This window comes from Synechococcus sp. ROS8604, from assembly GCF_014279655.1.
GTDB lineage: Bacteria > Cyanobacteriota > Cyanobacteriia > PCC-6307 > Cyanobiaceae > Synechococcus_C.
On the sequence record NZ_CP047946.1, the window covers coordinates 869,934 to 892,984 of the forward strand.

A 23,051-nucleotide genomic window follows, 5' to 3' on the forward strand; every position below is an offset into this window, starting at 1 on the left:
CGAATTGCTCAACCATGGCAGAGTCCTAGTTGAGATCATTCATCCCAATATCTAAAATCACGAACAAGCAAGTAGTCGATCAGATAAATTGCCTTATCGCTTTCGTATATTGTCAACTGTGAGTCTTCATAGTCCTCTTCATCAAAACGTGCCAAATCAACTCGTGGACCGACATCAAGAGGATCGAAAGAGGGGGATAAAATATTATCTTGAATTAATGCGATACGCCCTGAATCAATCAATAATTGATCCAAGGGTTCATCATCTGCAAAATACGATTTACAATCAAGAAGAACTGAGTCAGGGTCGTGCAAATCGTCTGCCTCATAAAACGGGTAAACACCATCACCATGAGCAGTACCAAACAATGCAAAATAAATGCCATTATGCTCAAACACGCCATCCGTCAGACATGACTCTGGAGACAAATCACCTAGACCTCCATTATTGTCAAAAGCAATACCAATATCACAAAACAGATAGCGACCACTAGAGTCGATCTTCATTGAATGCTCGATATAACCAGAGCATAGATTGGATTGGATTAATTTCATTTGGATCTAGTTATACGAATTTATAGCAATAACCATAAAACATACTTGAGTGATTTGCAATAACTGCTATGATTCCATCAAGGTAGTCAGAGCAAACTGTGAAGGCAATCAGGTATGCCTGAAAGAAGACCTGATGGACCTCTTCTATCCATAAAAACAGTTCCGAACTGTTGTTCATTTATTATGTTGTTTTATCAACATGCCAATAGAATGCAATATTGGAATATCGAGGGACTGCTTCTAAGCACTCCTAGACAATTTGAGTCTATCAAGATAAAATGAATATATCGTAGAAATTGTCGTGACAACTCCAAGGCATAATAAGAGACTTACACTGATCAAAAGCATTGCCCATTGCTGAGACACCAATGGACTACAAACGCCTGGCAATTACCCTCGGTGCTGGCATGGCAGGTGCAGTGGTCGTGTCTGCAATAGGTGCTCAAAAGTCTTATGTACTTACTGCTGCCTTAGCGGGAGGTTCTGGAAGCGCAATTGTATTAAAGATCAAAGAAGATGCAGAAAGTGAAGATATTATTGAAAAGGAAATGAAAAAATACGATGCTGCGGTGGAATTGGCAATATTCCTAGGAGATTCAGGAATATTTGAAAAAACTGACAACATTAATGATCCAAAGGAATACCTAAAAGAGACTGAAGAAACAACCATAGACTTTCTTCAAAACTGGAAGAGTTATAGCAAAGAAACATACGATCAAATTTGTACTTTTGATCCAGTTATCGAAGTACTATTTGGATATTCTCAACTACTGAACAGCAATTATTCCTGTCATAGTGAATCACATCCACCACTACAAGAATGGGTGAGGAAGGCACTATGTGCAAGTGCCATGGCAATCCATTTCAAAACTTCTAGAACTGATGAATGGTTCAAGGAAGAAGTGAGAGAAAAGGTCAGATATTTCGTATTAAATATTAGAAGAGAGTGGGCAGAATTTCTTATACAACTTTTAGTATTCCTTGATGCTACGGAGCAAACTCTCAAGGGAATTGAGAAATCGGATGCGTACAACAAGTCTCTACAAAAATTTGTAAGCAATTCTCTTCGCGAGATCTATGAAGAAATCAATAATGACTGCACACTTGTGGCGCAGGGAATGGACTCATGGGTAAAAAAATTGATTACAAAGACTAGTTTTACCGAAAGTGATCCGCCGCAATTACATATTAACGATATTGAGGATGGTCGTCAGGAAGTTTTTTGGGGCAACAAGGACTCAACATGGAAGCATGGCAGATCTTGCACTTATTTGGTTGACTGGAATGGAGGTGCATGTGTTAAGGAGACAAATGAATTTGTTGTATTCAAAGATTGGAAACAATTTCCATTTATTGCCGCCACCATAATTCAAGATGTTTTTGGTCCCTATGATCATGAAGGCGCTACTAAAGCACTTGGAGTGGACATTGAAATGTATTTAATTGATAAAAAGGGGGAGAAGCAGGTTGATGAAGGGGAAAGTATCTAATTAGGATTTGCTTGGTTTCTCTGAGCATTCCAGGCACCACCAAACCGTTTTAAGACGGGAAGGTGAGTGGGCGAAGATTGAGGTTGATTCCCTTGCAGAGGCATTTCAGAAAAGATATTGCTAATGAAAATTATTTCCATTTAAAGATTGATCACTCTTATTCCCAACTTGCCTTTGATCTACTATTATGATTATCATTAGAATTTCATAGCAACCTGAGGAGTAATGAATAGATCTTTTCTGAAGAATGCATTAATATATTTGCTATAGGAATGGGTCTTGTCAGATGCAGTAATTACATAAAAGATGATGCTAGTAAAAATGGTTTAAAAAGGTTTAATTCCGGTGATTACTCAGGTGCTGTTAGTGCTTACAATAAAGCGTTATTCTTTGATTTTGGATGAGAAAAAATTTTCCAAATGCTGGTGATGCAGCAATATACGCAAGTCTTTGTGGCGCCAAGGTGCAGACTGGACAGTACAAAGATGCAATAAAAGATTGCGATAGAGGGATTTCTATCGATGCTTCGCTGCCTACAAGTTACCTTAATCGGTGCACAGCAAATCAGAAACTAGGAAATTATCAGCAAGCAATTAAGGACTGCCAGCAAGTAATCTCTTTGGATCCATCCAACGCGAAAATCCATACCGGTATTTGCCAACTGAAAAATGTTATTGGTGAAAACAAAAGTGCGCTTGTTGCATGTAATAAAGCACTTGAAATCGATCCAGAAAGTGGAATGGCGTATCGAAACCGTTGCTTCGTAAATGGAGATCTAGGTAATTACCAGAATACGCTGAACGACTGCAGAAAAGCAGTAGACATAAATCCGAAAGATAAACTTCCATTTCTTGCGCTTTGCCAAGTAAATCTTACGAACGATCGCTATGATATTGCATTGAACTAATGCAATATAGCAGTGAAATATTTGCTGAATAATCCTGGATTAAATGCCCTTCCAACTGCTTATTTGTACAGAGGTGTTGCTTACGCATCTGTTAATAAGACTGAATTATCGTGTAATGACTGGAAGAAAGCAAAAGAACTTGGAGTTGAAGATGTTCAGGATCTTCTAGACAAGCATTGTCAGTAATTTTTTAATACTTTTACCACAATAACATACTAAAAATTAGAAACTTAGTATTCAGTTCTACTGCCAGTGCTCATCCCACTCTTGTTGCAACTCAGTAGGAGACAATGAATTATAGAACCCGCGCCACTTCTTGTCTGAATTTGCATCAGACGCCACTAGAGACACGAGGAGGTCAATTGCCTGTTGCTCGCTGAAGACCCGCCCTGACGAAGATTTGAGTTCCATATGCGGTCAAGTTCGCTATCTAGGTCTTGGAGTAATCAAATTCATTTTGCTACTTACTGAGCAGTCAAATCAGATTCGCGAAGAAGCTCTAATGGGCAATCGTTTAGCCATGCAAGAAACTCTCCGGAATATATATTTCCGTGGATTGTCTCTTCTGTACATTCCTCGGGATTGTCTCTATCTTCTTTTGACATGGTCACATGAGTGCAGAATTGAATATAAATATAGTGACTGAATTCACATAGCCTATTGACTTCACTATCGTAATCCTCCCCTTCACCCCAGTCCCAAAGCTTTTCTTCTAAGTGCTCTTCTTTGGTGAACAGATTTTTTAAATCTAATGAATATCTCTTTATCATCTCGGGAGTAACCCATATCTTGTCGTCATGCTCCTCATCAATCCAGTAAAACCCACTTTCGTATTGCATATATCCGAGGCATTCATAGCCCTCCTCTGGAATATACTTGTCTTCGATCTTGTCCATAAGCATTAAGCTTCCTGATGTCCATATTTTTCAATCTTATCAGAAAATCTTCAATTGCCTAATCCTCTATAAAAATGCAAACAGGTAACTTCATTGCTTACTCTCCAGATTGAATTTCTCTGACGACGGTATCTATATCATCATCTTTCTTGTCTTTTCTCTTCGAGTATCTGCTTGTCGTATTCGGCAATGCTTTCTCTTGCTCTTTTGGCATCTTGATCATTTGCGAACCAGTAATGCCAGCCGTCGAAGTTTTGAGCTTTCATGTTGAACTTGCTTTCAATTGCGCGCATGTTTTCGAACGTGTAGTTCTTGAACCATTCGGAATTCTCGTTCACGCTGACAAGGCTAGAGCTGAAATGGTCTGCGGTGAAAATCCCTAGCTCTGCAAGAACTTCGATAAATTCTTCAAGATCTTCTTCATCAACAGGAGTTGAATCTAAAATCGCCTCGATCAGGTTGCTTGTTTCGTCGTCGCTAATAATGCTCATTATCCTCCCTGAATTTCTCTGACGACGTTATCTATACCATCATCAATCCTTGTTTCACTGTTCTGACCCGCAAGCTCAGCAAATCGTCTCCCCTGCGGTAACAAGCGACTCTGCGCAGAGCCAACTGCCTCGTTGTAGCTCTTGTTGAGTCTTGCCAAATTGCTCCCCACAGCATTGAACTTGTCGACAAACATCAAAAACCGCTTGTGCAGCTCAACAGCATTGTTCTGGATCTCCTCAATATTTGCAGCGATTTCACCTTGCTGAATTGTCATCGATAAGCCCTTGAGAATCGCGAGGAGACTTGTCGGGAAAGTCAGGATGATCTTCTTGCTAAACGCATACTCCAGAAGGTCAGGATCGCGTTCCAAAGCCATTGATAGGGCTCCTTCAACAGGGATGAACAGAACGACTCCGTCAACAACCTGACCTAAGGAACTCAGCTTTCCTGCGTAATCCTTCTTACTAAGGAGATCAATATGACTACGGACCTTTTTGAGGTGCTCCTTTAAGGCTGCCTCACGCTGTGTTTCGTCTGTGGCCTGCAAGGCATCCAGATAACTCTCGATCGGTGCCTTGGAATCCACGATGAGCCTGCGCGAACCAGGAATCGTGATCACGCAGTCCGGGCGATAGGCACCTTCATCTGTATCGACATGCACTTGCTCGTCGAAATCGCAGTAGCTGATCAGTCCAACGAACTCCAAGATTCGGTGAAGGTTCACCTCTCCCCATCGGCCTTTCACGTTGGGAGAACGCAAAGCAGATGTGAGTTGCTGGGCTGCGCCTTGAACGTCTTCGCTGCGTTGACGCAGATCCATGGTGGTCTGGGCCAATGCCCCAAGCTTCTCTACTGACTCCTTCTGTAGGACCTGCATCTGCTGCCGTAGCTGCTCCATTTGCTTGGCAAAAGGCTCACTAACGCTTTCTTTGGTGGATTTGAGCAAGGCATCTCTAGAGCCATCCAGCATCTGACCACTAAGGGAGCGAAATTGGGTCAAGAGATCAGCTCTGGCTTGCTCCAGAAATTGGGTTTGAGTCTCTTGTGAGCGGAGCTTCTCCGCAATCTCTGCTGCCTGCTTACTGAGGGTCTCTTTCTCTGACCTGATCTGCTCAAGAGCGTTAGTTGTCGTCGACTGCGAAGACCTCAGTTCATCTCGCTCGCGGCTGACTGCCTCAAGCTGAGTACGGCTGACAGCAGCAGCCTCTTTGGCTTCTTGCAGCTGCAACTGCTGCTGTTTGAACTCCGCGTTCTGTGCCTCAAGCTGATCCCCAAACTTGCCCAACCCCTCATTGGCTTGCCCTAGGCGCTCTTCTAGACGCCCTAAGTCCCCAGTACCACTTGCTGGCCTAGAGCGCCCAAACATCTTGCTGACAATGAAGCCAACGATCACGCCGGTTAAAATACCTGTGATGAAGAGAAGGGCTGCTGGCAACGACTTTTCGTTTAGATCACTAGCGACTTATAACCCGAAGTACTTGAAATAGGCAAACCAATGCAAAGAATGCATAGGGTCGATTAGTAGTATTTGCAATTAAGCCATATGTTCTGATTAAACCTGGGAGTAATAAGCATTTTCTTCGGGCTCATCGTAAAGTGCAACAGGAAAGTTATTGAAATAAGCTTCAAAGGTTTTACTCCAAACTTCTCCCCATGGAGTCATTGTTGTTGACTCATGGTCGTCCTTAGTCTTCCGATATGCAATAACGTCATCAATTAAAATCTCGTGGGTGTAGTTCACGGATTCGTTTTCTAACTCTTCTTTCATTTCTTCCAGTTCGTCATCGTCCATCTTGGTTGCAACTTCATGCAAGCTGTACTTTTCAACCATCTCTGATGTTAAGTAGAATCTGTGCATATGCTCATCAAAGTCATAAAATATTCCATCATCATTCTCTACAAACTCAGTACCGCGATCAACTTCTTGTTGATGTGAAACTGCTATGCAAACCTCAACATAGGCATGGTTGTCCTTATCCCAATTCCAGGCAGGTGTTTGAATTTGTGCTGTTTTACCGTTCGATCTCCATTTCTGAGCTTCCTTCTTGGCTAATTCAACAGAAGGAAACCACTTCCAGTCGCCGTCTTGATTGAATACCTCAAACCAAGTACTAAGTCCTTGTGGTGGCAGTTCAGTCACTTGGGTAGAAAGTGATGTTGCTTTCGATCTAGACATTAATTCTAGCAGCAATATCTCTATTGTTGAATCTCTCTAAAGAGTTGGTGTTTGAATCTAGCCTTGTAAACATACTTGCAACATGTTTTCGATTACTCCTGTGACTCTTCTGAATCTCTCTTGAGTGCTCGTTGTCCATCCTTTGTGACGAGATGTATGCAATACCTTACGATGGGTATGTTTCCGACGGCAGCTATAAACATGAACGTCCATTCTAAGACTGGGTCAATACTTTCGTCTAGCAAGTCAATGCCAATCAATCTAAAAAATAACATGATAAATAATACCCAAGGAATGCATAAGAATAAATAAATACCAAATTTCCACGTCCTTCTGGTAATCATGTAGATGATTACGGCAATATTTCCGATAAATGGAAGAACCATTGCGACAGAGAGTGACCATGCAATCAACCCTTTATCACTCAGTCGACGTTGTAATGGTTTCTTTTTCATGCCATGACTTTGATTGTCTATCTATTATAAGTTGTCTTTTGCTGAAATCTTCAAGTAGGTTATCTCCCACAGCAAGCCTCCAGTTCAGTTGATTCTCCCGAGACTTCTTAATTTCTTAATCTCATCTTCTATCCGGTTAACAATTCGTGCGCCTCGTCGCCTGAAGGGAAGTTTCTCGAAGATTGCCTTGAAGATCTCATCGTCGGAATGAAGGACCCCGTCAGAACAGAACCAGACAATGTATTCAGCCAACTCACTCCCGTAGTCGTCTATTGATCCGAGTTCGGGGATCAGGGGTTCGGCTCCTTTCTTTTCAGGTGCAATTGGGGTGGGTTCTTTTGGCTCTAGGGAGCGAGTTGGCTCAGCAGGTTTTGGGTTTGCCTCGAAGGTATTGAGAGCTTCTTCAACGGCTTGCTTTACCAAAAATACTTCGTTCTCCTTGTTACGGAACCACTCGGTCGACCAAATGCGGTGAAACTTCCAACCCAGCCGTTCCAGGTGAGCTTGGCGAATCCGGTCTCGATCTCTCGCTGTTTCTGAAGAGTGGTACGAGGCTCCATCGGCCTCGATCGCGAGGATGAAGCGTCCAGGGCTATCCGGGTGCTGAACCGCGAAATCCAGCCGATACCCAGAGACGCCGTACTGGGGCACCATCCCAATTCCTTGCTTGCGAAGCGAGTCATAGATGTCTTGTTCGAACGGATTCATCGGCACCGTCTCCGCTGATAAATCCCCGAGGTCTTCGCCTCCGCTTTGCACGAAGCGCAGGTATTGGATTAACCCTTTCGCACCGATGCTGTTCAGTTTGTTGTCGTCGTATTGATAGGGATTGATTGTTGAGACGACCTCTACCCGCTTGCGGGCCCGTGTGACAGCGACATTGAGGCGTCGTAAGCCAGACAGGTTCTTGTCTCTGTTGATGGGTCCAAAGTCGTAGCGGAGCTTTCCGATCTCTCTTGGGCCATATCCGGTTGAAATGATGACGACGTCACGCTCATCGCCCTGGATCGATTCCAGGTGGCGAATGATGAATTTCTCGTCTGGTCTGCCTTCAGGGAACAGCTGGATCGATGGGTCTTCACCAACCTGACGGTCAAATTCGTTTTGGATATTGCGGGCGTGGTCAGAGCCAAGAGCGATCACCGCAAGGCTCAAGTCCGGGCGAAGGGTGAGATTTGTGATCGCTACCTGAACGGTGCGTTGAATTTCTGCACGGGGTGACTTGCCTGTGACATCGCTGAGCTGCCCTTCGACGAGGTGGTATTCGAATGGTGGTTCCAGGCTTGTAGAGGGAGCCGTGACCAACCGCCGTCCGTATAGCTCCGGGTGTTGGTTAGAGAAGGCAATGAGGCGTTCATCCTCTGAGCGGTAATGCCATGAAAGGGTCCTTACACCTTGGCTAGGCAAGACCGCTTTTACGGCTTCGAGAAGCGACTCCGCTTCATCGACGGCGTCAAAGACATCGTCCTCTGGGTCATCGCTCGTTGCGATCTCGTCTTCGTCCTCTTTTGTTGCGAAGAACGAGGTGCTCGTCGGTGAAAGTTGTTTGGAGTCACCGGCGACGATCGTCTGCTTTCCGCGGAGGATTGAGATGATTGCCTCAAAAGGGACGATCTGACTGGCTTCATCAAAGATGACGACATCGAAGAAAGCCTTATCAGGGGGGAGTAACTCGGAGACCACAAGAGGACTCATGGCCCAGCAAGGCTTGAGTGCTTTGAGCAATTCCGGTGTCTCAGCGAAGAGTCGACGAGCAGATTTCCGATTACGCCTCCTCCTGTGCTGGGTTTCGATTACATCGGCCTGCTCAGGGTTCGCGATCCGCACGGCATGAGCTCGCTCAGCGCAGAGACGGCGTATGCGCTGACCATTTGTTCGTATGTGATCGGCATCCCGTTCCCGAAAGTCCTCGATGTTGCGATCGAGGTACTGACGCCCGGAGTTACGTAAGGCTGGTGACTGGATGCGAATGGCTTCTTCGACGTAGTTCGACCACTCCTTCTTCAAGCCATCGCAAACTGCCTTCGCTGATTCACCAGCACAAAGTTGGGTGATCAACTGATCGAATAACTCTTTTGAGCTAGCGATCAGTTGCTGGAGGTTCTCGAGCTCTCGATGCAAGTCAGGGGCATAAGGCAATTGGGTTCGAATCCCTTCAAACCGGCTGATCACTGCGTCGACTTCTTCGATTGAGCAGCTATCAGGTGACAAGTCCTCGACCAAAGAGTTGAGTCGCGATAACGCCTCAAAGAAATTCGTCAGGGTGTCTCTGAGATCTTGTGGATATGTCCTCGCTTCTGCAGGCACACCCACTGCATGAAGTGAGCTGAGAGCAGTCATCGATCGGCAAGCAGCCCGAAGAGTTTTTGCTGATGCCTGCACGCCTTCTTGCAAGGCCGACTTCATGCCAGCCAGTGAATCTCGATAACTCTTATCGAAGAGGTATTTGAAGCACCGCAGTAGAAACGGTTGAGCCAAGTCTGTTTTTAGGCGCTTTAGCTGAGCAACGGCAGGAAGCTTGCGAAGGTCAGGAGCCATCAGCTCCAGGTTTTCACTGACGACGTCCAAATTGTCGAGGATTGGCTGGATTTGATGAGGGCTCTGGATCGACACCTCTTCGCCTGTTAAGCGAGCTTTGGCTTCAACCTTTTCAAGCCAGCTTTTGATTGAGCGTTGTGCTCCTTTTAGCTTGTCCAGAGTCTCGAGAGTACTGCGGATTGCTTGGGGTGTTTGAAGTTGTCCATTTTTGATCGCCTTCGCGACAGGTGAATGGCTTGCAAGTAGGTCTTGCGCTGCAAGAGAAATCAGCTCTGCCAGGCACGTCTCGGTGTCTCTGATCTGGTCAAGGGTGATCGCATCCATGCATGACGTACCGACTTCGAAGACTTGAGACGGCTTATGACCAGCCTCCATCGCTAGATCCAAAACCTCTAGGTAGGAGCAGTTCCATGGTTCCTGCTTTGCCTGAATTGCTGCGCTTCGGTCGACAAGCTTTTGGCGAACCTCCCCGAGCTCAAGTTGTTCTGCGCTGAAGTCCCTATCGGGGATTGACTTGATTTCTTCGAGAGCTGAAACGAAGGGCCCTGTAGGCCTTTTTCGAACTGCCTCTGAGGAGTGCAAATCGAAGAAGCAATCCCCTAGCCCAACATTGTCGATCCGCTTTTTAACTGCATCGATTGCTGCTCGCTTTTCCGCGACAAACAGAACACTTTTCCCGACTGCGATGTAGCTCGCGATCAAGTTCGCGATCGTTTGGCTTTTCCCTGTGCCAGGTGGCCCCTCAATGACAAGGTTTTGTCCCTGCAGAGCGGTGTTAATCGCCCACTGCTGACTGGAGTCCGCATCAAGTACCAGGAACTCCTGTTTGGGGGTGATGAAATTTGGTGCGTCCTGCCTCGCATTACTGATGTCCTCCCTTAGGGCGTCCTTGCTTTCGGCGTCTCCGGCAAGTGCAGCAATCAGCGTGTTCTCTTCAAGCGAAACAGTCGCGTTTTGTAGATCCGCAACCATTGGCAGGTTGGGGTACTTGAGGTTTTTTATTGCATGTCCATCAAGCCTTTGAATTTCGAGGTCTGCAGGACATTGCGCTGCAAACAGCTCCCAGAGGTTCTCCTCAGTGGGGTCTTCCAGCTCTTCGAAGCTCTCATCCTTAATACCTATTGCCATTCGGCGTTGCAGGTGGAGGATTAAGACGGGGTTGATCTCCGGTTCGGTGTCGACAAGCCTGAGCTTGGTATTGATAAAGGCCCCCCCTTCGTTCTCGAGTTCGACTGAGTAGAGAAACAAAGGTGCGTTGGCGTTGCTGATCTTGTCGGTCTTCCAGGTGGCGAAGCCAGAAGCAAGCTTGAGCACTTCGATGCCGCGCTGCTCTTTGAACTCGATGGCTGTTTTGATTGCCCCCTTTGCGGGCTTCATTTGATCGGGATCAGTCAGGTCGCATAGATCCGTGATCGCGACTGTGTCTCCGTTTAGAAGCGCGGAGAGTCCCTTTGGATCCGGAAGGATCGTTGAGGTTTTTGTGACCTTGAAGTTGATCAGCTCATTTCTAGCTGTGAGGTCAACCAGCTCGTCAGCCCATCTTTGAAATCGCTCTTGTAAAGTCACTTTAATGACTCTCTAATGCTTAACCACTCTTGAGCAAGTTTCCCCTTAGATGAACCTAAGATTTTGCCCTTAAGCTCGGGGTAACGCTCATAAAAGATTACATCAGTACGGCGATCTAGATCTTTTTCTCTTTCAGCTGAATCAGGTAAAACAAATGCAAATACTCCACCATTAACTTTGACGCGCACATCACCATCAGAATCAGTCCACCATCTTCCCTGATAAACCTGACCCTTCAAAATAACTTCAGCTTTCTCGTCCTCCCATAGCGCTATTGTTCTCTTTAATCCACTCACGGTTTCGGTTAGGTCATAAACCAAGTGACCATTATTATTCTTACGTGTGCCAACAAAACAGTTAGCCGCTTCAAGATCTCCCCCATCATCTTGCTGAAACCAGCATTTTGGTTTTTCCTCCATGATCATATTCGGACTAGGGTAAGTAGTGCGATTAGCTAATGCAGGGCTATCGGACATTGTTCCTTCGTCACTTACAAGAAAATTCTGAAGCTGGCTCGACGAAATTGCAAATGCAAGGCCCTCACTATCTCTGCGGATAAATGTTGCGACTCCTACAACGCAACCTGTCTTGTCCAGGATTGCCCCGCCTGAGTTACCAGGATTAATAGGAGCATCAATCTGAATGACGCGGCCATTATCTCGATGAGCACTGACAATTCCCCTGGTAATGGTGAACTCCAAGCCACGCGGAGCGCCTATAGCAACAATATCTGCACCGGTGTTTACCTTACCTTGCTTAATCTTTAGGACTTTGCCTATATTTCCTGAAAGCTCAAGCAATGCTAAATCATTGTCCAGGCTTTGAACATCTCCAATTTTTACTACAGCAGCCTGATCCTTTGAATCATCGGACCACTTAAGCGTCACCACACTGTTTCCCTGCACAACATGTGCGTTGGTTACAAGCAGCGTTGAATTGTTCTCATGCTTCACAACAAAAGCACTACCAACCCCCGAATCAGTCAATACAACAGCAATACCGCTTTTGGATTTATCAAATAATTCTTCAGCTGAATATTCTTGAATAGTACATTCACTTGGAAGGTTTCTTATGATTTTTTTAGAAGTTAACTCTTTGACTTGTCCTGCCGAAATTGCTGACTTATTGGATGTGATTTTTTTGCAGCCTGCTAATCCTGCTGCAAGCGTCAAAAACAGTAAAAGCAGGCATCTCGCAAATCTGTACTTCATATTCGAATTATCTCCTGCCAGCCTTGGTTTGAACAATACCTGTTTGGGTGATTGTTACTTTGCCGCTATCCCCCAATCGGGTTAGAGGCTCACACCCAGCTGCCAAGCCATCAGCCTGTCCCTCTCCTCTTCCACTAATAAGGGCACCATCCAGTCGCCCTCAACCTCACCAGCTACATCCCTTCCAAGCTGTTCAATGCCAAGTGTGAGCCAAGACTTGTAGCCATCAGCGTCATTTGCCCTCAGTGCCATCAGCAGCTCCTGCAGCAGAGCCAGCGTCATTTGAGTATCGATGGTCATTGGTTTGGGGCAACTGCTTGAAGAATTCCTTACTGAAACAAAAAAACTTTGCTCGTGGAGTATTCATTCACGCCAAGTGCAGCAAGAGTCTGACCGTACTGGCCTTCGCTGATCCTCCCTTCCCTGAGTTCAGAAACTCATCAACGTTGGGAGAGACTATTGGTATTTACCGTCAGAACCAGACACCATGTCACCGGCAGACAAAAGCTGATTCCTCTCCTCAACGAAGTCCGATCACATGCATGATCCTGTTGGTGTATTCAGTCGTACCCGTGAGCTCTATCTGAGCTATCTAGACACCGCCTTTCGTATTGAAGACCCAGGGCTTGCCGAGGAAAGACAACAGTTGTTGCGGGAAGCTGGCCGAATGTGCACTGACCCTTTCCTGGAACCCCAACCAGAGTGGGCTCAGGATGGCCGCAGGTTCGAAGACCTCCTCAAAGAGCAGGGTCCTGAGGCTGCTCTAGGGGAAATGAGCCCAAAAGCTCGTCATTTGTTCCTTCAACTGATTGGTTGTGGTCTCATTGGCCGTGGGAACAATGGTGAATTATTCAAGCCTTATCGCCACCAACTGCAAATGTTGCAGAGAGGTGTAAGCGATGGTCAGGCTGGAATCGTGACTTCCGGTACTGGATCGGGCAAGACCGAGGCGTTTTTACTCCCCGTGCTGGCGACGATTATTGAGGAGGCCACACGGGAACGAGGTGGATGGTCTGCTCCTCATCCTGGGTATTTGCAGAACCGCTGGTGGTGCGATGCCCGTGGCATTCCGTTAGCGAAACGGGACAGCACAGGGAACTACGGGTTGCGCGAAGACGTGCAAGTGAAAGGGTTGCAGTGGGATGGATTTAAGGATCGCCATCACCGCAATGGTGAGTCCCGCACTGCTGCGGTCCGGGCATTGATCCTCTATCCGATGAATGCTCTGGTGGAAGACCAGATGGCGCGACTTCGGGCGGCCATCGATTCACAAGATGCTCGCGATCTGTTTGCTCAAGAGCTCAACGGCAACCGCATTTTCTTTGGGCGTTACACAGGGCAAACACCAGGAGGTCCTTGCTATTGGCGTCCTCACGAGAGGGCCCTCGGCTCAGGTGTTGCGTCTTCAGTAAGTACCCCAGTACACGAGCTGATCCCTGGCCTTCCTGCTGATCCAGATCAAGAGCGACCCTTCACTCTGACCCGGTGGAAGCAACAGGTCGCCAGTTCGCGCAAGCGACGCATTGAAGAGATGCTTCAGACGTATGCACGCATGGAGGATTTGCAGCAGGCAGTACGCACAGAGTTGCAGTTGCCGCCAAATCAACAGGCTGGTTGGCAGCAAACAGACGAGCAACGGGAAACGGCCTTCTCGTTCTCAAGCATTGATGGCGGTGAGCTGGTGTCTCGTTGGGATATGCAACTCACCCCACCCGACATCCTCATTACCAACATCAGCATGCTCAATGCAATGTTGAGCCGCTCCAGTGAAAGGCAAATGCTGGAGCAAACGCGCCACTGGTTGGAAGCCGATCCAAGAAATCGTTTCACCTTGGTGATTGATGAACTCCACCTTCAACGCGGTAGTGAAGGGACTGAGTTCATGTATCTGCTGCGTTTGCTTTTAGTGAGGCTGGGCCTGGATCAACCTGATCGCCATCATCAGCTTCGATTGCTTGCCTCTAGTGCCTCGCTTCCTGCTACAGGAACGGAAGGAGAGCAAAGCTTGAATTTCTTGCGTGATGCCTTCGCTGATTTTGGCCTGCCCTTAGGTTCCGAGCGCGAAGCCTGGCGAGATGCAATAGTTCCGGGAAATCAAGAGCTGACTGAACCCAGCCCGGAATCCTGGCGGTTACCTCGCAACGCCAACCAAGTTCTGAAAGCTTGTAAGGCCTTTTGGGAGAGCGATCAAGGTCCATCTGATAACGATGCGCTCCTCGTTTCAAACCACCTGGATGGCTCAAACCTTGGAACTCATCAGCTTGAGTTGCTTGATGCGCTGACCGTACCGGCCGCTGCCAATGCGTTGGAGCGCTGGCTGACGTTAGCCACTGCGATCGGTAGCGAATTGGAGAGCGCTTGCCACAACCGCGCTAGCGGCCTTCATGCCATCGCGACTGCGATTTGGATCAACCATGCCTGGACGGATACCGAGCTGGAAATCGTCCTTCGACTGTTCGCCGCCATTGTTGGGTCTGTCGGTGAAGGGCATTTCAAAGAGCAGGCGGTACTACCTCGATTCCGGCTCCACACCTTTTTCAAGAACCCAGAAGGTCTATTCACCACGGTGTTGCCTCCCTCAGAACGAACGGCAAAGGACCCTGACCGCTGGCAAGGCCCTCTTTCTCTAAACCTCAGTGGTCGACAGCTTTCAGAGGGCGCAGATGGCAGTTCTGAGCTGCGGCGCCAATTTGAGTTGCTCCACTGTGAATGTTGCGGCGAAACCTTTTTGGGTGGCATCCGTTCGAGACAAGATGCCTCAGGCAAAGAGGCCACCCTTCAGGAGCTGTTGCCCCATGAAGCCGACACGGAGCGGTTGCCTGATCTACCAATGGCCAATCGATTCGAACAGCTCTCGTATGAGGACTACGCAATCCTTTGGCCGGTAGGCGATAACAGCGAACCCCAAGCTGACGAGGACAACAAAGAGAGGTGGGAGCCCATTTGGCTCGATCCAGTTAGCGGTGTTCTCCGGCATAGCGACAACGGTCAAGGCGATTGGCAGCCGGCCTATTTGTTTCAACGACAAGGCGATGAAAAGGTTCACAGGTTGACCAAAACCAGCCCTAGTAGTCATCGCCCCTGCCGCTGCCCCCGCTGCAAAAGCGACTACAGCCAAAGGCGCAAGCGGGGGACGAATTCCAACCCGTTTACCTATTCCCCCATCCAAAGCCTTAGGCCTTCCTATGGGCGCACAACTCAACTGCTAGCCACCGAATTATTCGATGCCCTAGCGCGTGGTCGCCACGACGGGCAAGGATCACCGCGGTTGGTCAGTTTTTCAGACAGTCGGCAGGGCGCGGCTCGGGCGGCTCTCGATGTGGAGAACTTGCATTACCGCGATCTCCTCCGAGAGGTGTTGATGGTGTCGCTCATGGATGTTGACGCCAGAAGGCGGCGAATGGCCGATGGCGAAGACGGCAACCATCCACTTGAAGTTCAGCTTCGAGAGATTGAGAAAGGCCTTGCTTCCCTGCGGCAGGTCGGACTGGCCGATGACAATCAAGCTGTCCAGGAATTACTGAGAAAAAGGCAAGAGTTGCTTGTGCCTTTAAGGCAGGAGCAATTGGGTGTGATTCCCTTGAGCTCCGTTATTGAAATTGAGGACCCTCGCAGCGGAGATGAGGTGGGTCCGCTGCTCAGAAATCTCTTAAAACTTGGAGTCCACCCCTTTGATGATCGTGGTCTGCAGCGGGTGAAGGCAGGTCGCAACATCTCCATGCAATGGTGGGAGCTCTTTATCCAAGATCCCGATAACAAGAGCATTTATCGCTGGCATAACCCCCCGGCCCGAGGACTAAGACCAGATGTTTTCAGTAAGGCCGCTGGAGAAATGGTGCGTGAGCGCGTCCTCAAGGCGCTTGCGGATGTGGTGTTCCACAAAAGCTATTTCGCCATCGAATCCATTGGACTGGCTATTCCTGTGCCCTTGCCAACGCCAGAACAGCTGGCTGCGGATGACTTCAATTCCGATGATCTTCTTCAAGCGGCGGCATGGATGCGGATCTACGCCGACGACTATCGCTATGCCCCTTGCCAGTGGGACCCCAAAATACTCTCTATCACTCCAGAGCAGTTAGAGCGAGGGGCTGCAAATATCGCTCGTGTATTGCAACGCTTTGCCGATCAACAAGGCGGAGAAGCTATCGACTTCTTGTTGCGAGGACAAGACCTGCTCCGCAGATTTGGCGGACACTCCGGCCCTGGACGTGACTACGTGGAGCTGAAAGACATCGGTTTTCAGCTTCCATCTGAAGATGCACCATTTTGGCGTTGTGAAAATTGCCGGCGTGTCCATCTCCATAGAGGAATTGGTGGATGCACGCGTTGCGGAGCACCTCTATCTGAAAAGCCCAGTGGTCGGCGCGGGGATCTCATCCGCGAGCATGTTTATGGGCGTCGTCTGCGCCGCACCCTTGACAACTACACAGCAGGTCAGAGCTCTGACTCTGAACTGTTTCGCTTGCGTTGTGAAGAACTCACGGGACAGACAGTAGATCCTGCAAGCCGCCAGCGGGAGTTTCGTGGCATCCGACTTGCCGAAGAGCAAAGCCATCCCCTTCAGCCCTATGGCATCGAGATGCTGGCCGTTACGACAACCATGGAGGTGGGGATAGATATCGGTCCGCTGGAAGCGGTGATGCAGGCCAACATGCCGCCTCAGCGTTTCAACTATCAGCAACGGGTGGGGCGTGCCGGCCGCCGCGGCCAAACCTTTTCCTTTGTGCTGACTCTTTGCCGCAGCCGCAGCCACGATCTTCACTATTTCCGCCATCCAGAGCGGATCACCGGTGATGCACCACCACCACCATTTTTAGTGAAACGGCTTTCACGCATTGCCGAGCGACTCCTGCGCAAGGATCGTTTGATTCACGCCTTCCGCTGGCTGGAAGAGAGGCAGCGTCTTGCCCAAGGTGATATTTGGGCTGGCGATCTGGTGAAGCCGGTTGATGTTCACGGAGACTTCATCCCCGCCAAGGCGATTCAAAATCCTCAGAACTTGCAGCAGTGGCAAGGCTGGTTACAAGAAGCCCTGGAGGCCACTGCCACTGAGGCAGAACGAACCCGCCATGCCTTGAATCGACAGAGGCCCATTGATGACAAGAGCTGCGATCCACTTGATATGGAGACAACCACTGAACTTCTCGAGATCTTGGGCTCTGGTCGTCAGCGTGTCGGAGCCAATACAGCGGGCCTTGCAGCCCATCTCGCCAATGAGGGGGTGCTGCCGATGTATGGCCTGCCCACACGGGTGCGCGACCTAGTGATCGGTGGAGACATGAGGAAAAGAGAGGTGGTAAGCCTTGATCGTGATCTTGAGGTTGCGATCTATGAGTTCGCACCGGGGAATGTGCTCGTCCACGACAAGCAGGAGCACCGTTGTGTTGGCCTCACGCCACGCATCGATTGGCAAGGTGGCATTTCAACAAAAGGAGGAGGTTTTAGAACCATCCAGCCGGATCCTTGGGATCGCAGGTTCTCACTTGGCTGCTGCCCTGTTTGTGGTGCCTGGCAGGACGTCACAACAATTGCCGAGCTCGAAACAGAACTCACATGCCCGAGCTGCAAAAACCAATCTCCACTCAAACAATGGAACCCCAAAAGCTGTGTGGAACCTGCTGGCTTCCGCACCGATTTCAGGCCAGCCACCAACGTGGAATCGTTGCCTGGTACCTACAGCAATGCCCTAAGCGCCGACGCTGCTCCGCCCGAACATCAAAGCTGGCAGCACCAGTGCGAAGACTCTGTTGATGGTCCGCTGAAGCTTCGGCTGGTGGCTCGCGATCAGACAACGGTTTATCGGTTGAATCGAGGCCCTCAGGGATCGGGATTCAACATGACCTGGCGCGAAGGAAAGTTGCGGCGTGCAAGTAGCGAGAGCCCCAAACTGCAACAACGCGATAATCCAACTCTGCTTGCACAAGCGATTGATCAGCGTCTGAGCAGCGAAAATATGATGAAGTCGGTACTAACGGAACCGCTGGAAGAACCCCACGACCACAGCGTGATCGATCCGGTGTTTTTCGTTGCCCCACGAGTGACGGATGGTCTTTACCTGCTGCCCGAGGCTGTCAATCCGCTTTTGGCGATCAATGAGCTGGGCAGTGGCTTAGCGGTTCCAAGGCCTGAGCTACGAGCGGGTTCACACGGCCCTGATGGCAGTAACTACTGGCAGGGCGTACGGGCAGCAGCGATTTCGGCAGCACAACTTCTGATCGCTCGCTCAACTCGAGAATTGGATGTAGACCATCGTTCGCTTGAAGCGGTAGAGCCAAGGCCGTTTGCGATGGATGGCCAAAGATTGCCCTTAATCCAAATGGTTGATGCGCACGTCAACGGTGCCGGTTTCAGTGCCTGGCTCGGAGACGAACGGCAAGGCGTTGCACCAATCCTGGACCATATTCGCCAATGTCTTAATACTGCCGGAAGCAATCAGGTCAGAAGCGATGACAGCCCTGAAGCTTTGGCTTGGAGTGATTCGAAGCATCGAGATTCATGCCAAGACAGTTGCTATACCTGCCTGAAGACCTATGAAAACCAAGCTGTCCACGGTCTGCTGGATTGGCGTTTGGCACTTTGTTATTTGAGGGCCTTTGTTCAACCTCAATGGAATTGTGGCCTTGATGGTGATTACAGCTGGGCGCCGCTGAGTGACTGGCCGGAGCAGGCTGAGAGGGTTGCCACACTCAACCTGCGCCTTTGGGGTGGAAATGCCCGAGAAGACCTAGTGCGTTTCAGTCAGCGTGATGACTTGATTGCTTTTCGCCTCAAGACCAACACACCGGTCAGCAAACCGTGGGTGATTGTCCGACATCCCCTCTGGCGCTGGGGCCTTGAAGGAGGCACCCTGACGGAGTTTGAGTCAGAACTAAAACAACGAGATCCAGATCAATCCGTGGTTTGTTGGGACACCTTCAACCTCAGCCGCCGCCCTGGACGCAGTAGAGAGTGGATGTCTGTGCAAGGAGCTAGACGAAGAAGAAGGCGAAATAAATAAAATAGCGAGTGAATATGTCTAAAAAATGCTGTCAGCAAGTCGTACGTATTAAACGCATAAAATTCGCGTTATTTGCAGAGAGCAGTCCAAATCAATTTATGCTTTAAGGAGATGAAATGACACTTTGATGACACTTCCTGCTGTTTTTGAAGTATGGAGTTAAAAACGAGTGACTGAATCCCCCATCCGGGGGAGGACAAGATCCTGCCTTTAACCCAAGATGGCCTCATCTCGATAACGATTGGCTGAATAGCTCCTGATGGGTAGGACCGAAACGCAAGTCAACTTCAATAGGCATAGAGCTTGCTCAGATAAAAGCATCTGCATTGACGATGGTTGGTTTCCCAGCGTTTTCATCCAACTAGGTGTGCAGTGAGATGCAAAGCAACTTCACCCATATCGCCACCTACGACAAAGCCCTGTTTCGTCTGAGCAGTAATGCAGAGCGTTACTTCCCTGATGACCCCAATACGGCTCTGATCAAGCTGCGGCAATTTGGGGAGTTGCTGGCCCAACAGGTGGCCTCGCGTTTTGGTCTCTATGCCGGCAGCGAAGAAAGCCAGCTGGAGCTTCTGCGTCGTATGGAGAGCAATGGTGATCTCGAAAGGGATGTAGCCGTGTTGTTCCACAACCTGCGGCAAGCAGGCAACGCCGCAACTCACCGCCTCGAGGGCGATCACGGCACGGCACTACAGAACCTGAAGGTGGCCTGGCAACTCAGCCTTTGGTTCCATCGAACCTTTGGCAACGATGCGAACTACCGCAGTGGCCCCTTTCAGCCACCGCAACCGCCTGAGCAAGAAACCTCGAGTGATGAGGCCCTACAAAAAGAACTTGAAGCTCTTAGGCGGGAGTACGAGCAGGGGCTAGCCAATGAGAGTGCCCTCACCCAGGCACTCAAAGCTCAGGCCGAACAGCTGAATGAATCGCTCAGCCTGCAGCAGGAGTGGGAAAACCTCGCGGAAGAAAGTGAAGCTGAAAAAGCAGAGCTCGCTCAAAAACTGATCACGTTGCAAGCAGCGGCTAGCAACGAAGCTGGAAGCATCCGGAGTGAACGCAAGCAAGCCGGCAAGAAAGCTTCAGGGCTGATCAATCTGGATGAAGCAGCAACCCGTGAACTCATTGATGCCCAGTTGCGAGAAGTGGGCTGGGAATGCGACACCAAGCAACTCACTTATGCCAAGGGCGCCAGACCAGAAGCCAACTACAACAAGGCCATTGCCGAATGGCCCTGCAAAGGCGGGGTCGCCGATTACGTGCTGTTTTTAGGGCTTACACCAATTGCAGCAGTAGAAGCGAAACGTGCTCATAAAGATGTTGCGGGTGTGATTCCTCAGGCCGAGCGTTACTGCGAAACCTACGTTTCAGATGACCAGAACCACGCTGCTTCAAGCGCTAATGCGGGTGGTCCGTTTCCTATTCCCTTTGCTTTCGCATCAAACGGAAGGCCCTACCTTCCGCAGCTGAAAACCAAAAGTGGCATTTGGTTCCGCGATACCAGAAAGGGCACGAATCTCAGCAGACCTCTTGATGGCTTCTACACACCGGAAGGGCTCAAGGCCATGGTCCGGCGTGACAGCACCCAGGCCCATGAGCAACTCAAACGAGAGAGCTTCAACTACGGCTTTCCTTTGCGGCGCTACCAACAACAAGCCATTGAGTCTGCTGAATCGGCGATTGGAGCTGGGCAAAAAGAGATCTTGCTGGCGATGGCCACTGGCACGGGCAAAACCAAAACTTGCATAGCTCTGATCTACCGGTTGCTGAAAACCAACCGCTTTGGGCGGGTGCTGTTTTTGGTGGATCGCTCCGAGCTCGGCCGGCAGGCAGCTGATGCGTTCAAGGAAACGCGGATGGAGAGCTTGCAGACCTTCGCTGACATTTACGGCATCAAAGAGCTAGGCGAGAAAGAGGTCGAGAGCGATACGCGCGTTCACATCGCCACCGTGCAAGCAATGGTCCAGCGCTTGATGCTTGGCAATGACGAAGAGAAGCCCAGCGTCGACACCTATGACCTGATCGTGGTCGACGAGTGCCATCGCGGTTACCTGCTGGACCGGGAGCTGAGTGAGCGGGAGCTGGGTTTCCGCAACTTCAACGACTACGTGTCGAAATACCGGCGCGTGATCGAGCATTTCGATGCCGTGAAGGTGGGCCTTACAGCTACGCCTGCTCTCCACACCGTGGACATCTTCGGCGAACCGGCTTTTGTTTACAGCTATCGAGAAGCGGTGGTTGATGGCTTTCTGGTTGACCACGAGCCACCCACACTGATCACAACTGATCTCTCCAGCGACGGAATCCATTTCTCCGCTGGGGATGAAGTGAAGGTGTTTGATCCCGGCTCTGCTGGGATGGATCGCTTCAACACACCAGATGCCCTCGACTTTGAGGTGGAAAGCTTTAACCGCAAGGTGATCACCGAGCCGTTTAATCGTGCGGTTTGCCGCTTTCTGGCCACGGAGTTGGATCCGCAGTCACCACAAAAAACGCTGATCTTCTGTGCCACTGATGCCCATGCCGACATGGTGGTGACGCTCCTTAAAGAAGCTCTTCAAGAGCAATACGGCAGCGTCTCTAACGATGCGGTGGCCAAGATCACCGGCGCAAGTGACAAACCTGCAGACCTGATACGCCACTACAAAAACGAAGCCTTCCCCAACATTGCGGTCACCGTGGATCTGCTGAGTACGGGGGTGGATGTGCCATCGATCTGCAACATCGTTTTCTTGCGGCGGATGAACAGCCGCATCCTGTACGACCAGATGATTGGTCGTGCCACGAGGCTTTGCGAAGCGATTAATAAAACCCACTTCCGCATCTTTGATGCGGTGGGCATCTACGAAGCCCTCAAGAACTTCAGCGACATGAAGCCAGTCGTAGCTGACCCCAAGATCAGCATTGGCCAGCTGCTTGAGGAATTTGCTCAGGAGCATGACCCCAGCACCTTGGAGCTGATCCGTGATCAGTTGGTGGCCAAGGTTCGCCGTAAGGCTCGCGGCCTCAACGAGCACCAGGGCGACCAAGTGCAGCAAGTGACGGGAGAGCAGCCTCTGGATTTCGTGAAGCGGTTGGTGGACTTGCCCGTGGAAGACGCCAGCCGTTGGATCCAGCGCATGCCACGCCTCGCCGAAGTGCTGGATGCACCAACGGGCGGTGGTAGTCAACCGCAGGTGATCTCTGATCATCCCGATGCGTTGCGCTCTACGGAGCACGGTTATGGCAAAGGCCGAAAGCCTGAGGACTATCTGGAGGAATTCAGCCGTTTCATCAAGCAAGAAGGGAATGAGCTTCCAGCCCTCAATCTGGTGTTGCAAAAACCATGGGAACTCACGCGCGATGACTTAAAGCAATTGCGCATTGCTCTTGATGCGGAGGGTTACAACGAAGCCAGCCTGCGCACAGCTTGGCGTGACACCACCAACCAAGAGCTGGTGGCCTCGATCATGGGGCACATCCGACGGGCAGCCCTTGGGGATGCGCTTGTCCCCTACTCAGAGCGGGTGGACAAAGCCTTGCAACGCATCCTGGTTTCACAAAATTGGACTCGACCGCAACGGGATTGGCTGCAGCGCATTGCCAGCCAAACCAAGTCGATCACGATTGTTGATCGTGCCGCGATTGATGATCAAGGCATGGTGTTCCGTAAAGAAGGAGGCGGCTGGCCCCGGCTCAACAAGGTGTTCAATGAGGAGCTGGGTGAGGTGCTGGAGCTATTCCAGCGTGAAGTCTGGGCGGCCTAATGAGAATCCAAACAATGAGACGTAAG

Annotated in this window: 12 protein-coding genes; 4 read left to right on the top strand and 8 right to left on the bottom strand. The window is 49.7% G+C overall.

Annotation, left to right across the window (positions count from 1 at the left end):
- Positions 1 to 35: 35 nt before the first annotated feature.
- Positions 36 to 506, bottom strand: coding sequence for a hypothetical protein (locus SynROS8604_RS04595; protein ID WP_186545305.1), 471 nt, complete (start codon positions 504 to 506; stop codon positions 36 to 38).
- A 416-nt stretch (positions 507 to 922) separates the two neighbouring features.
- On the opposite strand from SynROS8604_RS04595, the gene SynROS8604_RS04600 reads away from it, so the two are divergent.
- Both SynROS8604_RS04600 and SynROS8604_RS04605 read left to right on the top strand, forming a co-directional pair.
- Positions 923 to 2,044, top strand: a complete 1,122-nt coding sequence (locus SynROS8604_RS04600; RefSeq protein WP_186545306.1) for a hypothetical protein — start codon at positions 923 to 925, stop codon at positions 2,042 to 2,044.
- A gap of 400 nt (positions 2,045 to 2,444) precedes the next feature.
- On the top strand, positions 2,445 to 2,951 hold the full coding sequence (locus tag SynROS8604_RS04605; protein ID WP_186545307.1) for a tetratricopeptide repeat protein: 507 nt from the start codon (positions 2,445 to 2,447) through the stop codon (positions 2,949 to 2,951).
- Positions 2,952 to 3,415: 464 nt separating this feature from the next.
- Here SynROS8604_RS04605 and SynROS8604_RS04610 read toward each other — a convergent pair whose 3' ends face one another.
- From SynROS8604_RS04610 to SynROS8604_RS04640, 7 genes are all read right to left on the bottom strand, one after another.
- The gene (locus tag SynROS8604_RS04610) at positions 3,416 to 3,847 is read right to left on the bottom strand and encodes a hypothetical protein (RefSeq protein WP_186545308.1); all 432 of its coding nucleotides are present in this window, start codon (positions 3,845 to 3,847) and stop codon (positions 3,416 to 3,418) included.
- 140 nt (positions 3,848 to 3,987) lie between these two features.
- Positions 3,988 to 4,338 (bottom strand): hypothetical protein, encoded by a 351-nt coding sequence (locus SynROS8604_RS04615; RefSeq protein ID WP_186545309.1) that lies wholly within the window; start codon positions 4,336 to 4,338, stop codon positions 3,988 to 3,990.
- Positions 4,338 to 5,774 carry a DNA recombination protein RmuC gene (gene rmuC, locus SynROS8604_RS04620; RefSeq protein WP_255445185.1) on the bottom strand — a complete coding sequence of 479 codons (1,437 nt, stop codon included), beginning with the start codon at positions 5,772 to 5,774 and terminating at the stop codon, positions 4,338 to 4,340. The genes SynROS8604_RS04615 and rmuC overlap by 1 nt, the downstream gene beginning before the upstream one ends.
- Positions 5,775 to 5,891: 117 nt before the next feature.
- Positions 5,892 to 6,479, bottom strand: coding sequence for a hypothetical protein (locus SynROS8604_RS04625; RefSeq protein WP_186545310.1), 588 nt, complete (start codon positions 6,477 to 6,479; stop codon positions 5,892 to 5,894).
- Between the two features lie 575 nt (positions 6,480 to 7,054).
- On the bottom strand, positions 7,055 to 11,074 hold the full coding sequence (locus tag SynROS8604_RS04630; protein WP_186545311.1) for an AAA domain-containing protein: 4,020 nt from the start codon (positions 11,072 to 11,074) through the stop codon (positions 7,055 to 7,057).
- Complete coding sequence (locus tag SynROS8604_RS04635) at positions 11,071 to 12,246, bottom strand: S1C family serine protease (RefSeq protein WP_186545312.1); 1,176 nt, start codon at positions 12,244 to 12,246, stop codon at positions 11,071 to 11,073. Before SynROS8604_RS04635 ends, SynROS8604_RS04630 begins: the two co-directional genes overlap by 4 nt.
- Positions 12,247 to 12,366: 120 nt before the next feature.
- Positions 12,367 to 12,585, bottom strand: coding sequence for a hypothetical protein (locus SynROS8604_RS04640; protein WP_186545313.1), 219 nt, complete (start codon positions 12,583 to 12,585; stop codon positions 12,367 to 12,369).
- A 238-nt stretch (positions 12,586 to 12,823) separates the two neighbouring features.
- On the opposite strand from SynROS8604_RS04640, the gene SynROS8604_RS04645 reads away from it, so the two are divergent.
- Positions 12,824 to 19,282 (top strand): DEAD/DEAH box helicase, encoded by a 6,459-nt coding sequence (locus SynROS8604_RS04645; protein ID WP_186545314.1) that lies wholly within the window; start codon positions 12,824 to 12,826, stop codon positions 19,280 to 19,282.
- Between the two features lie 377 nt (positions 19,283 to 19,659).
- Complete coding sequence (gene hsdR, locus SynROS8604_RS04650; protein ID WP_186545315.1) at positions 19,660 to 23,025, top strand: type I restriction-modification system endonuclease; 3,366 nt, start codon at positions 19,660 to 19,662, stop codon at positions 23,023 to 23,025.
- Positions 23,026 to 23,051: the final 26 nt, after the last annotated feature.